General features: G+C 41.9%; 13 protein-coding genes. 3 read left to right on the top strand and 10 right to left on the bottom strand.

Annotated features, from left to right (window positions below; genetic code table 11):
• Positions 1–846: 846 nt before the first annotated feature.
• Together pssA and rlmJ are read right to left on the bottom strand one after the other, a co-directional pair.
• Positions 847–1,749 (bottom strand): CDP-diacylglycerol--serine O-phosphatidyltransferase, encoded by a 903-nt coding sequence (gene pssA / locus QL982_RS08875; protein ID WP_290165614.1) that lies wholly within the window; start codon positions 1,747–1,749, stop codon positions 847–849.
• Between the two features lie 57 nt (positions 1,750–1,806).
• Complete coding sequence (gene rlmJ, locus QL982_RS08870; protein ID WP_290165616.1) at positions 1,807–2,682, bottom strand: 23S rRNA (adenine(2030)-N(6))-methyltransferase RlmJ; 876 nt, start codon at positions 2,680–2,682, stop codon at positions 1,807–1,809.
• Positions 2,683–2,823: 141 nt separating this feature from the next.
• Between rlmJ and QL982_RS08865 the strand changes: the two genes are divergently transcribed.
• Both QL982_RS08865 and dapE read left to right on the top strand, forming a co-directional pair.
• Positions 2,824–3,579, top strand: a complete 756-nt coding sequence (locus tag QL982_RS08865) for a 2OG-Fe(II) oxygenase (protein WP_290165618.1) — start codon at positions 2,824–2,826, stop codon at positions 3,577–3,579.
• Positions 3,580–3,641: 62 nt separating this feature from the next.
• On the top strand, positions 3,642–4,874 hold the full coding sequence (gene dapE, locus QL982_RS08860; protein ID WP_290165620.1) for a succinyl-diaminopimelate desuccinylase: 1,233 nt from the start codon (positions 3,642–3,644) through the stop codon (positions 4,872–4,874).
• 172 nt (positions 4,875–5,046) lie between these two features.
• Here dapE and QL982_RS08855 read toward each other — a convergent pair whose 3' ends face one another.
• From QL982_RS08855 to QL982_RS08825, 7 genes are all read right to left on the bottom strand, one after another.
• The gene (locus tag QL982_RS08855; RefSeq protein WP_290165623.1) at positions 5,047–5,265 is read right to left on the bottom strand and encodes a hypothetical protein; all 219 of its coding nucleotides are present in this window, start codon (positions 5,263–5,265) and stop codon (positions 5,047–5,049) included.
• 304 nt (positions 5,266–5,569) lie between these two features.
• On the bottom strand, positions 5,570–6,070 hold the full coding sequence (locus tag QL982_RS08850) for a GyrI-like domain-containing protein (protein WP_290165624.1): 501 nt from the start codon (positions 6,068–6,070) through the stop codon (positions 5,570–5,572).
• A 67-nt stretch (positions 6,071–6,137) separates the two neighbouring features.
• Entirely contained in the window at positions 6,138–6,347 is a 210-nt protein-coding gene (iscX, locus tag QL982_RS08845) for a Fe-S cluster assembly protein IscX (protein WP_010196865.1), read from the bottom strand.
• Positions 6,348–6,499: 152 nt separating this feature from the next.
• A complete protein-coding gene (locus QL982_RS08840; RefSeq protein WP_290190269.1) occupies positions 6,500–7,036 on the bottom strand; it encodes an acyl-CoA thioesterase in 537 nt (178 codons plus the stop codon).
• A 175-nt stretch (positions 7,037–7,211) separates the two neighbouring features.
• Positions 7,212–8,594: an NAD(P)(+) transhydrogenase (Re/Si-specific) subunit beta gene (locus QL982_RS08835; RefSeq protein ID WP_197217970.1), complete on the bottom strand. Its 1,383-nt coding sequence runs from the start codon at positions 8,592–8,594 to the stop codon at positions 7,212–7,214.
• A gap of 14 nt (positions 8,595–8,608) precedes the next feature.
• Positions 8,609–8,944 (bottom strand): proton-translocating transhydrogenase family protein, encoded by a 336-nt coding sequence (locus QL982_RS08830; RefSeq protein ID WP_290165845.1) that lies wholly within the window; start codon positions 8,942–8,944, stop codon positions 8,609–8,611.
• 114 nt (positions 8,945–9,058) lie between these two features.
• Positions 9,059–10,225 carry an NAD(P) transhydrogenase subunit alpha gene (locus QL982_RS08825; RefSeq protein ID WP_290165843.1) on the bottom strand — a complete coding sequence of 389 codons (1,167 nt, stop codon included), beginning with the start codon at positions 10,223–10,225 and terminating at the stop codon, positions 9,059–9,061.
• Between the two features lie 494 nt (positions 10,226–10,719).
• On the opposite strand from QL982_RS08825, the gene yaaA reads away from it, so the two are divergent.
• On the top strand, positions 10,720–11,526 hold the full coding sequence (yaaA, locus tag QL982_RS08820) for a peroxide stress protein YaaA (protein WP_290165841.1): 807 nt from the start codon (positions 10,720–10,722) through the stop codon (positions 11,524–11,526).
• A gap of 147 nt (positions 11,527–11,673) precedes the next feature.
• On the opposite strand, the gene QL982_RS08815 is transcribed toward yaaA, so the two are convergent.
• Positions 11,674–12,186, bottom strand: a complete 513-nt coding sequence (locus tag QL982_RS08815) for a hypothetical protein (RefSeq protein ID WP_290190268.1) — start codon at positions 12,184–12,186, stop codon at positions 11,674–11,676.
• Between the last annotated feature and the right edge of the window lie 246 nt (positions 12,187–12,432).

The following is a 12,432-nucleotide window of genomic DNA, read 5'->3' as shown; positions in this document are numbered from 1 at the left end:
ACTTGCATGTGTTAAGCCTGCCGCCAGCGTTCAATCTGAGCCATGATCAAACTCTTCAGTTTAATCTTGCTATGAAGCTCTTTAAAGAAGCTTCTAAACTTGGCTCATCTAATCTGGCAAAATCGCTAAAAATTATGTTCGTAATGAATTAACTTTGAGTTTTTTTACTGTCTTAAATGATAATTTTTATAGTTAGAATTCTATCGAAAAGATAGTCAGCCAACTTTATTTTTTAGCATTCTGAATCAGCAAAAATCCACACAAGTTGTTCTTTAGTTATGCTTTTAAATAGTGCTCAATCACTGTCGCCCAGTAACTGATATATAGGGTATTGCTTTCTCTATCTAATCTTTTCCGTTGCCGGTTAAGCTATCTAGCGAGCCGACTATCTTATCATAATGATTGGGATTGTCAAGCTTTTTTATATTTTGTCTCACTCAAGTTAACTGGGTTGTTTATATGTAATTGACATATAAGCTGTCCAGCTCGTCTTGATGTGGGCGTATTATAGACGGTTTAAATTCTGAGTCAAGAGGTAATTTCTATTTAGTGTGAAATAGCTTGATTAGTTAGGTAATCTCACTATGGCCCTGTCGATTGGGTGGCAATTTATGGGGGGTTGAGACAGTAAATAAAGACAGTCTACAAATAATCTTGGTTATTTTTTGACAGCCATACTGTCTTCAGCTAATTCATTGTTATCGCTATCGAAATCTCTATACTTGGTTTTATATTCATAGCCTAAATATTTTCATCATAATGAGTCTGCCAGATACATATATAAGGTACATAAAAAAAGGAACTTACCTTGCGGTAAATTCCTCCATTTATATGTCAAAAGAAATGCTAGCCTTTTACTTTCGTTTTGATCGTAGTGACTATACCTGACAACGCATAAATGATACCGATGGCTAAGATACCAACAGGAATGTCATAAAGCACGATACTCATGACCAATACGCCAATAATAAGAACCACAAAAGGGACTTTCTTTTTGTCAAATTCTTTAAAACTATAGTATTTGACATTACTGACCATCAGCAGACCACAAGTCACCACCCAAGCGGCAAACAACAACATGACCGCTGTATCGTATTGACCAATCCACTCATTATGATCGACTGCGACCATAACAGCAGACGTTACCAATATAGCAGCAAGTGGACTCGCCAAACCAACAAAGTACTTTTTATCGACAATGCCAACCTGAACATTAAAACGTGCGAGGCGAAAAGCAGCACAAGCCGTAAAAACGAATGCGCAACCAAGTCCAATGCGGCCTAACGGCTCTAAAGCAAAGCTGTAAATTAAGATAGCAGGTGCAACGCCAAAGGCTAGCATATCGGCTAACGAGTCATATTGCTCACCGAATGGACTCTGCGCATTGAGCATGCGGGCGACACGACCATCTGCCCCATCCAGAATAGCGGATAAGAAGATGGCCAATGAGGCTTTGTAAAACTCGCCTTGGGTACTCGCTAAAATCGAGTAAAAACCTGACAGTAGCGATAAGGTTGTGATCAAGTTGGGTGCTAAATAAACACCGCGACTGACCACTCGCTTACCTTCAGCCACCTCTGCTTCAATCACTTCAAAAGTCAGACCATCATAACTGTCATTGTCTGCTAGGCGGACATTGAACTCATGCTCATCGACAAACGGTGGCTGGGTTGCTGCACTATCTTGCAACAATCCATGGTTTGAAGACGCATTGCTTGGTTGGCCGGTCGGTGGCTGCACGTTTGTCATTTTACTATCCTCATTGGCCGACATGGCTATTCACTGACACCGTATTTACTGACATTACTATTCACCAACGAGCCAGCGCACATTGGTCGCGCTATCAGGTGTCAAATCTGGAGCGTCAGCTACTTTTAGCGCTGGCTGTAAGAAACGTAATATCTCACGCGCATGGTTATCAAACTGCCAAGGTGGATTGATAACCAGTAGACCTGTACCGTTCAGACCAACTGCAACATCATTAGGATAAATATTTAGCTCACAAACCAGCTGACGTCTCATTTCAGTACGCTTAAGCTTTTTGTAAAACAGCTCTACTGCTTCGATGTTTTTGATAGGAAACCAAAGTGCATAAGTGCCTTGTGGCCATTTGTTATAAGAGTTAATCAACAAGTTGATAAGGCGTGTAAAGTCTTTGTGCTCTTGCTCATAAGGAGGATCAAGAAAAATAAGACCGCGCTTTTCTTTTGGTGGAATAACCGCCGTAATACCTTCGAAAGCATCACGGTGATGGATACCAATTGGCAATTTATGCAACTGATAGTTCAGCGCATCATATTCACTGGCTTTGGCTTCAAAAGCTTCGCCACGGACACCCGCATCAGGATTTTTTTCGACATGATGAGCAATCCACCATGGCGAGCCAGGATAGACTTTACTGTCATAAGTGAATCTGGCCTGCTTGATGCCTTCCATATAATCTTTGACAGCGGCTGGCGCTTTGTCGGTATTTGCTTTTAGCAACGCTTGAATACCGCCTTTGGCCTCTCCTGTCTTGCGAGCTTCTTCGCTACTTAGCGAGTACAGTCCGCGACCGCCATATGCATCTAGCACATAAAAAGGTTTGTTTTTTTGCCCCAGTTGATTGAGCAGTTGTACCAATAAAATGTGTTTGACCACATCAGCAAAGTTACCAGCGTGGTAGGCGTGTTTATAGTTCATAATCTCAAAAGTTTAAATAAGAAAAATTGCATCTATGGTAGCATAGGCAGAGTAAAAGATAATGTGGTTTTGGTAAGTGCTTTCAATAAAAGCGCATTGAATGACGGTATATTGATAGCTGATTGATAATAATGAGATGAAATGACGCAGATTATTAGCAACCTTAACAAGACAGCGTTGGTCGTTGATCATCCGATAGGTCAGGATAATCCACCATTACTGCTGCCAGATACTCATAATGATAGCCAAGAAATTCCTACTCAGCACGTATTGCAAATGTCTGACTTTGCGGTTAACTGGGAAGATAAGCTGACGGATAAACAGCTCGATACCTTTGTCACTGACGGCTGGCTCATCATTGACGATGTATTCAATAGTACTGCCTTGTTAGCACTACAAGCAGAAAGCGGTTTTATTGACTATCGTGATGCAGAGCTGACCGCTGGTGTTCGCATCAGTGATATTCGCGGTGATAGAATACGCTGGATTACTGAAGACTTTTTTGCAGGTTATTACTATCTACAAAGCATTAATGCTTTGGCCTCGCTATTCAATCGTAGTTTATTTGCTGGTATTCGCCATAGCGAAGCGCATTATGCGTGCTATCCGACTGGCTTTGGCTATCAATGGCACAGTGACAACCCTGCTGGACGTGATGAACGGGTGATCTCGGCAGTGTTTTATCTTAATGATAATTGGGAAGCAACCGATGGCGGTGCACTAGAGGTCGTTGATAAACATAGCACGCATCATGAAGTGATGCCAGTTGCCAATAGACTGATTATTTTTGATAGTGATTTACGTCATCAAGTACAAACTGCGCATCGCCAACGCTACTCTATCGCTACTTGGATGCGCCGTGATGGTCTTGTACCCTTTGTAGAAGTAGCCATTTAGCACTTATTCTCTACTCTTTATTTATATTTACCATTTTAATTTATTACATACAAGGCTTACCCATGTCTGACACTCATAACCAAGCAAACACGGCTCAACAAACAACTCATCAACAAGCAACATTGGACTTAAGTATCGCGCTGCTTGAACGTCCTTCAGTGACGCCCGATGATGATGGTTGCCAAGATATATTGTCAGCACGGTTAGAACAGGCAGGCTTCGACTGCGAGTTTATGTATTTTGGTGACAGGAAACAAAGCGGCGAACATGCCGAAGTCAAAAATTTATGGGCGCGTCGCGGCACGACTGATCCAGTCATTTGCTTTGCGGGTCATACCGATGTCGTACCAACTGGGGATGAAAAAAACTGGACCTATCCACCATTTACCCCAACCATCGCCGATGGGTATCTATGGGCGCGCGGTGCCGCTGATATGAAAACTGGTATTGCAGCTTTTACTGTCGCAGCCGAACGTTTCGTCGCCAATCATCCTGAGCACAACGGCTCAATTGCTTTTTTAATCACCTCAGATGAAGAAGGCCCATCAATTAATGGCACGGTCAAAGTCATTGAAACCTTAGAAGCACGTCAAGAAAAAATCACCTATTGCTTGGTTGGTGAGCCATCAAGTACTGATACGCTAGGTGATATCATCAAAAACGGTCGTCGTGGCTCACTGGGTGCCGTGCTCACGGTGACTGGTAAACAAGGTCATGTGGCCTATCCACATCTGGCATCTAATCCTATCCATGCCGCCATGTCAGCTTTGGCAGAATTGACTGCAGCGACTTGGGACAATGGCAATGACTATTTCCCTGCGACATCACTGCAAATCTCTAATATCAATAGTGGCACAGGCGCGACCAATGTCATCCCTGAAACGCTTAATGCCGTCTTTAACTTTCGCTTTTCTACCGAAACCACTGAAGATGAGCTAAAAGCAAAAACACATGCTATCTTTGACAAACACTTTGCCGATAGCCAGATTTTAGAGAATAAGGCCAGCTACGATATTCATTGGAAATTGTCTGGTCAGCCGTTTTTAACCCCAGAAGGTAAGCTAGTGTCTGCCTGTCAAAAAGCAATCAAAAAGGTGACTGATACTGATACCACACTATCTACTTCAGGCGGTACTTCTGATGGGCGTTTTATCGCACCAACAGGCGCGCAAGTAGTCGAGCTAGGTGTGCGTAATGCAACGATTCATCAGGTTGACGAAAAGGTAGAAGTTGATGATTTGGGTAGATTGGCACAGATTTATGAAGGGATTTTAGAGAACTTGCTGCTAGACTAATTATTCATTGAAGAAAGCAAAAAAAAGCGCTAAATCTTAATTAGATTTGGCGCTTTTTTATGAACATTTCATTCAAGATTTTTAAGACGGTCAGCCTATTAACCTTTATATTTGGTATGGATACCTAAGCCGTGTCCTCACAATCTGAATGATGACACGCCCTAGTTATTTTTTAAAGATCAATACCTTGTTCTGAAGGAATATTCTCAAGTTTTTGCTTTATATTGATTAGCTCTGCTTGAAAAGCATCAACTTTATCATTCATGTCTTCTTCCTCTTTCAGCACACCTTCTGTTTTAAACTCTTCTACATCAACGACTCTTCTTCGCAATGCGTTTTTGATTATACCTAACTCGTAAACTGAAATCTTATCGTCATTATCATTATCCATACTTACTGTTTACCCTTAGAGTCTTTGAGAATTTTCTCATATCGACACGCCACTCAATATACTTTAAAGTGGGAAGGAATAAGTAAATTTTCGTAATTTCACTACTTGAAGGGAAAGGACGGTTCAGAAAAATATAAGTTCGTTTCTTATAAAACAAACCTACTCAACGATATATGAAGGGAAGAAACATAGTAAGGGAAATACTGAAGGTCAACCGCTCAGCCAGCTGCTTGAAGGTGGTTGAGTGGTTGAGCACATCGGAAAAACAACGCTTTTAAAGCTTACTTTTTATGGGTAGATCTGTTTACTCGATACCAATATAGAGGTCAACCTTGCCATACTCTAAATTGCCACCGATATACTGCTCAAAATCAACATTGTACGTTCGTACATGCTCACAGCTGCGATCATTAAAGTAGGTCCAAGCCTTTTCCCAAGCATTCATCACCGTGTATGGCATTTTACCCTCTTCAGAGAATACCAAGTACTTCCCTGCAGGAATATTTACTGTCACCACATTTGCAGCATTAGCGGTCTTGTCGTTGTCTGACAGCGCTTGCTCACTGCTCGTTTTCCAACCTGCCACAACATCAAACGCCCCTACTAAATCCTCACTCTCATAGTTATGATAAACACCATAAATGTCTTCACCTTCAGGAAGATCACCAGCATGTTTTTGATAAAACTTTTGCCATAATCTACCAAGCTTGGCAGTGTCGTGGCTAATCTCTGCGTTATTAGTCGTACGAGCGCTAATGCCATTGCAAGTGATCGCTTCGGCTAATTCTTTAATTTGTGACGTCATGATGCAGCCTTTTCTGTTTGTTGATTTGATGTTCTATGTAAGACAATAGTTGGTATGACAGCACTGATTAATCCGCTTCATCAATCCAATTCATTTGAATCGCTTCTAGGATGCCTTCGTTTGATTTTTGTGGATCATCATCAAAGCCTTCAAGCTCAGTCACCCAGCGATGCAGGTCAGTAAAGCGGATGTACTGCGGATCTGTTTCTGGAAACTTTTCATAAAGCTCAATCGCGATATCTAAGCTGTCTGTCCATTTTAATTTTTGTGGAATCATAACGGTACCTTTTTTTAGCAGTGTTAAAACCAGTCGGTTAAAAGACGATGCGTTCGTTTTGATAACGTCGCATTGATAAGCGCTATCCTACCAAAATTCACCAAAGGATTATAGCCAAGTTGTTTTACTCTGCTATTTTGCCATACTATTTCTTAAGCTGACTTGTTTGACTTAATGGCGACTTGGTGTGCGTTCCAAGTAGTAATGATATCCGTCAGCTGCTCGCCCGTCATATCCAGCACTTCTGGCGTACGCATGCCTTTATTATCTGTAAAAACAAACTTGGTCATACCCACACCCATCAGTTGATTTTTTACAAAGAAGCGATGCTCAAAATACACGTATTTATGATCCCATCCTACGACCGCACTACTGAGCGTCATTTTATCCAAAAATTTGATTTGTTTGAGATAAATCATCTCTTGCATGGCAATCACCCAGTTTAACGGCTTAATGCCTTTTTGGTGACAGCGTGCCATTACCCAGCGTGTGACGTTGAGTTCAATAAACGACAGATAACGATAATTGGGCAGATGATCGCGAAACCCCATGTCATGTGGCAAAATTCGATAATGACGGACAGTCGGTGCGGTCAATGCCTCTAGACTGATAGTTTCACTCATCGATTGGTGTTTGAGCTGTTGCTTAAGCAAGCTAACCATAATAAAAAAACGCAGTAACATATTCATAAATATTTCTCTTATTTCATTGTATTTATCATTGGTGACTATAGTAGGCAATGACCTTAGCTTATAATTACTTCATAAATGCCGCACACTTTAACGCAAAAAAAGCCACCTCAGTGACTTTCTTTATCTAAAAAATTATCTGTGAATAATGACAGTTAAACACATATTTTAATGATTAATGACCTGCACCATTGATACTACGAACCATCTCTTCGACCATTTTCTTCGCATCACCAAAGATCATCATGGTTTTGTCCATATAGAACAGACTGTTATCAAGCCCTGCATAACCCGTGTTCATTGAACGCTTGATGACCATAATCGTTTGGGCTTTGGTTACTTCTAGAATCGGCATACCAAAAATTGGTGAGGTTGGATCATCTTTCGCAGAAGGGTTTACCACGTCGTTCGCACCGATGACTAAGACCACATCGGTACTCGCGAAGTCTGAGTTAATTTCATCCATCTCTAAAATATCATCATAAGGGACATCGGCTTCAGCCAATAGGACGTTCATATGACCTGGCATACGACCCGCGACTGGATGAATCGCAAAACGCACATTCACACCTTCTTCTTTTAGCAGCTCGTACAACTCTTTGACTGCATTCTGTGCACGGCCCTGTGCCATACCATAACCCGGTACGATGACAACACTACTCGCATTAGCCATTAAGAAACCAGCATCTTCTGCTGAGCCTGCTTTGTAGTTTTTAGGAGCGCCATCATCAGCGCCCGCTGCTACAGCGCCTGTACCCATACCGCCAAATAAAACGTTGAGTAATGAGCGGTTCATGGCTTTACACATGATGTAAGACAAGATCGCACCTGATGAGCCAACGAGCGAACCTGCAATAATCAGCATCGAGTTGCCAAGCGTGAAACCAATACCTGCTGCTGCCCAACCAGAGAATGAGTTCAATAGCGAGACTACTACTGGCATGTCACCGCCGCCGATTGGGGCAATCCACATCCAACCGAATATCACTGCAATCACTGCCATCGCATAAAATGCTGGTAATGAGTCAGTAACGAAATAAACGCCACCAAAACCAATCATTGCAATGAACAATAACGCTTGGACAGGTTTTACCCAGCCGCCGACCAGTGTCTTCGCCCAGCTTTTTGCTGCCAATTTACCAAAGGCAAAGACGGATGCTGAGAACGTAATCGCACCGATGAAACAACCAATAAACAGCTCAACTCGGGCAACGGCGCCATGCTGCTGTTCAGTGTGTAGCACGGTTGCAAGTGCAATGGCGACTGCAGCTAAACCGACGAATGAATGCATCAAGGCAACGGTTTCTGGCATTTGGGTCATCGCAACCGTCTTTGCCTTCCACATACCAACGAGGGCACCCAATATCATCGCACCAATAATTAACCAAAGCACAGGGCCTTCTGCTAAGAAGAATGTCGTGACGACCGCAATCGCCATGGCGACCATACCGAAGCGGTTACCACGTATAGCCGTCTTAGGACTAGACAAACCACGCAAGGTTAAAACAAAAAGAATCGCGCCGACTAGGTAGAACCAATCTGCATTTGCCGCAATCATTGCTGAGAAATCATTCATGCGTCGCCTCCATTTTCTGTTGCTACAGGTGCTTTTTTCACTTTCGGTTTAAACATCGCAAGCATACGCTCGGTCACGGCAAAGCCACCGAAGATATTGATACTGGCTAAAAATACGGCAAAAGCGCCAAGTATACTGGTTGGTGTAAAGATAGAACCATCAATGGTGACGGTCTGTAGCATGGCACCAACGATGACGATACTTGATAGTGCGTTGGTGACGGCCATCAACGGCGTGTGCAATGCAGGCGTTACGCCCCAAACCACGTAGTATCCGACAAAAATAGCGAGTACAAATACGGTAAAAATCGCGACAAATGGCGTACTGGCCATGGCGGCACCGGCGGGTGCTGACGCTAAAATAGTGGCAATCATCTAATCCTCCTAAAATTTATTCATGTCTGGCAAATGTATGGTGACAAAGTATGTCGTGGTAGACCGTTAAAACTAGCGTTTGGCCAGTCGTACCTGATTGTCATGTGTCACTGCCAGTGCACCCTGAATCTCGTCTTCCATGTCTACGTTAAGTACCACCTTAGCTGATGCGTCACTTGCTGAAGCGTCGTCGCCAGCAGTCGCAATTAAGGTCGTGATAAAGTTAACCAAGTTATTGGCATACAAATCTGAAGACTGGGCGGCAAGCATCGATGGGATATTGGCAGCACCAACAATACGTACGCCGTTGTCCGTGGTAATGGTTTGGTGAGGCACGCTGCCTTCGACGTTACCACCGGTACCGGCCGCCATATCGATCAATACTGAACCTGCCTTCATTTTGGCAAGCGTTGCGCCATGTACCAGACGCGGAGCATTACGACCAGGAATCTGAGCTGTGGTAATGACTATATCCGCGTTGCTCAAGGCTTTGTCCACGACAGCCGCTTGATCTTTGACATATTGCTCGGATGGCGTCCACGCATAGCCACCGGTAGACTTAGCAGTCTCGGCCTCCTCTGCACTCATTGGAACATCCAACCATTTACCACCGAGTGATTCTACTTGCTCACGAGCAGTCGGACGTAAATCACTGGCTTCAACGACCGCGCCTAAACGCTTGGCAGTTGCAATGGCCTGCAAACCTGCCACTCCCACACCTAGGATAACGACCTTGGCGGGTTTGACCGTACCGGCTGACGTCATAAACATCGGGAATGGACGTGAATACTCATTGGCAGCTAGCAATACTGCTTTATAACCCGCAAGGTTGGCCTGTGATGACAAGACATCCATATTCTGTGCGCGTGACAAGGTACGAGGCAATAACTCCATCGCAAAGACTGTCGCGCCTTTGGCTGCATAAGTGTCAAGCTGAGTGTTGCGATATGGGTCGAGCATGCCAATGACGATCTGACCAGAGGACAAGCCATCGATGGCGTCAGCTGATAGGTCATTGACGGTGGTAATAATCTGAGACTGGGTAATGACCTCGGCACTGCTACTGGCAATGTCGGCACCCGCAGCTTGATACAGCGCATCAGCGTAGTACGCTGCTTGACCTGCCTTTGACTGAATGACAACTTCAAACCCAAGTTTACGCAACTTATTGACTGCGTCTGGGGTTATGGCTACACGGCTCTCGCTCGCGCTATCTGCACTGATTACACCGATTTTCATACCGTCTCCTTACTCACGTCTAATGGACTATATCTACGTCTATCAACTATCCTTAATATCCTCAACGCATATTTCACAAGCATAGAGGACAGAAAAACCTTTGGTTTTGATTGGATCAGTATTGCGACCAAAGGTTTATCAATTTAATAAATGATGATAACTTTACCATCATGGCTTTTTATTATAGGTATATCGTCTACCAACTTTCATTGTCTAAAGATGACCCATAAGTAAAATAAAAAGTTAGGTATTTACACCATTTACATAACTTTTATTGTTATATTAAAAATTTTTACTTTTTCAAAATCGCTCAATCCCCTGCATAAATGAGAGTTATCATCCTCACAACAACTATTGATACATGTCAGAATGGTGTCAAAACCCAACGTGTCAGTTAAACTCAATCCATGCATACCGTATAATAAGAATGCTTGATTCGGTAATAAGCTATGGCGTGTTACCGAGTCATTTACTCACTATAATAAGGAATAACGATGTATTTTTTACTCTCCCCTGCCAAGTCTCTGAATGAGACAGACGCCATACCATTAAATCTAGGCAACTACTATAGTCAGCCTGAGCTAATTGAACACTCACAAGTATTGATGCAAGTAATGAAATCTAAAGAACCGATTGATTTACAAGGGCTGATGAGCATTTCTAATGATTTAGCACAGCTTAATGCAACGCGTAATCAGCAGTGGCACTGGAGTAAAGAACAACCATTCACTGATAATACTAATGCGGCAAAACCTGCTGGGTATTTGTTCGATGGTGACGTTTATACTGGTCTTGATATGTATCACATGGATAAAGACACGACTATCTACGTCAATGAGCACTTAGGTATTTTGTCAGGGCTCTATGGTGTGTTAAAACCTTTAGATTTAATCCAACCATATCGCTTAGAGATGGGCACCAAACTGAAAAATGAGCGCGGTAATAACTTATATGAGTTTTGGGGCGAGAAAGTGACTGAGGTTATCAATGCGCGGATGGCTGATAGCGACGATAAAACATTGATTAATTTGGCTTCTAATGAATACTTTAAGGCGATAAAGAAAAAAGCATTGAAGGCTGACATCATCACACCACGATTTGAAGATGAAAAAAATGGTCAATATAAAGTGATTAGCTTTTATGCCAAAAAAGCACGTGGACTGATGGTGAAGTATGCAGCAGATAATAAGCTGACCAATGCTGAGCAACTAAAGCAGTTCGATCTAGCAGGATATTACTACTGTGAAGCCGCTTCTGATGATAAAACGTGGACGTTTAGACGGGATGCGGTGAATCAGTAAATTTAATTTTATTATTAGTTGAAAGATACCAAACGATTATAAGAAAACCCCGATAAGCTCAGCCTATCGGGGTTTTTCTATATGGGTTAGAACTAGAGGTTTATTTGTATAGATAATTTGGGCTCATGAGAGAAGTTCTTTATTTAATTATTTTTTTGAACAAGTAAATATTACGCCCTCAGTATCCTCTTTCAAAGTCATACTTGATTGTGACAAAGATATAATTGAGGAAGATGCACTTATATTTTTTGGGAACATATCAGTCATATTGAATGACTGATTCATGTATGGATGACTTATATTAGTCAACTTAATATCTTCTAATATTTCAACTAATTTTTTATTATTTATTTCCCAAGTGCCTGTACCGAAATAATCGTATTCAAGCGTAATTTTTTCTTTAGGATAATCTATTATCATCGTACCAAATGTATTACTTCGTTTATTAGTGAAATAGGAAGCTCTTCCTTTCATAGTAACAGTTGCATCTTCAACTTCCATTTCGACAGGATTGCAGTTCCAAGTACCAACTAACTTAGAGCTATACATCTGATCAATACTCGTGAGATCGTTCATTTTATTACTTTGAGCAATACTAGAACTGTATGGAACGAACATGACACTAAGTGAAACAAGAGCGGTGAATAATACTTTCTTCATTAATTTTCCAAAAATATAAATAAGATTACAATCTTATGTGTAAGTTTAACAACTGTTTTGTTTCTACATTATGGCTGTTAATTTTAAGAGTTTCAAACCAATGATCAATATTTATTTTTCAACCCTAAAAAATCACGATAAGCTCAGCCTATAAGGGTTTTTCTATATGAATCCACTATCCTATTAGACTAGACACAAAAAAGCCCTGCTATCTTTCGATAACAGAGCTTCTAATAGTCAAATAGA

It is taken from the genome of Psychrobacter sp. 5A.1, assembly GCF_030407455.1.
Taxonomy (GTDB): domain Bacteria; phylum Pseudomonadota; class Gammaproteobacteria; order Pseudomonadales; family Moraxellaceae; genus Psychrobacter.
This window is presented reverse-complemented; position numbering and strand designations above follow the sequence as displayed.

Excerpts from the sequence above, each read along its gene's own strand:
- pssA (WP_290165614.1), bottom strand. The coding sequence starts at position 1,749 with ATGACAAACGTGCAGCCACCGACCGGCCAACCAAGCAATGCGTCTTCA.
- rlmJ (WP_290165616.1), bottom strand. The coding sequence starts at position 2,682 with ATGAACTATAAACACGCCTACCACGCTGGTAACTTTGCTGATGTGGTC.
- QL982_RS08865 (WP_290165618.1), top strand. The coding sequence starts at position 2,824 with ATGACGCAGATTATTAGCAACCTTAACAAGACAGCGTTGGTCGTTGAT.
- dapE (WP_290165620.1), top strand. The coding sequence starts at position 3,642 with ATGTCTGACACTCATAACCAAGCAAACACGGCTCAACAAACAACTCAT.
- QL982_RS08855 (WP_290165623.1), bottom strand. The coding sequence starts at position 5,265 with ATGGATAATGATAATGACGATAAGATTTCAGTTTACGAGTTAGGTATA.
- QL982_RS08850 (WP_290165624.1), bottom strand. The coding sequence starts at position 6,070 with ATGACGTCACAAATTAAAGAATTAGCCGAAGCGATCACTTGCAATGGC.
- iscX (WP_010196865.1), bottom strand. The coding sequence starts at position 6,347 with ATGATTCCACAAAAATTAAAATGGACAGACAGCTTAGATATCGCGATT.
- QL982_RS08840 (WP_290190269.1), bottom strand. The coding sequence starts at position 7,036 with ATGAATATGTTACTGCGTTTTTTTATTATGGTTAGCTTGCTTAAGCAA.
- QL982_RS08835 (WP_197217970.1), bottom strand. The coding sequence starts at position 8,594 with ATGATTGCGGCAAATGCAGATTGGTTCTACCTAGTCGGCGCGATTCTT.
- QL982_RS08830 (WP_290165845.1), bottom strand. The coding sequence starts at position 8,944 with ATGGCCAGTACGCCATTTGTCGCGATTTTTACCGTATTTGTACTCGCT.
- QL982_RS08825 (WP_290165843.1), bottom strand. The coding sequence starts at position 10,225 with ATGAAAATCGGTGTAATCAGTGCAGATAGCGCGAGCGAGAGCCGTGTA.
- yaaA (WP_290165841.1), top strand. The coding sequence starts at position 10,720 with ATGTATTTTTTACTCTCCCCTGCCAAGTCTCTGAATGAGACAGACGCC.
- QL982_RS08815 (WP_290190268.1), bottom strand. The coding sequence starts at position 12,186 with ATGAAGAAAGTATTATTCACCGCTCTTGTTTCACTTAGTGTCATGTTC.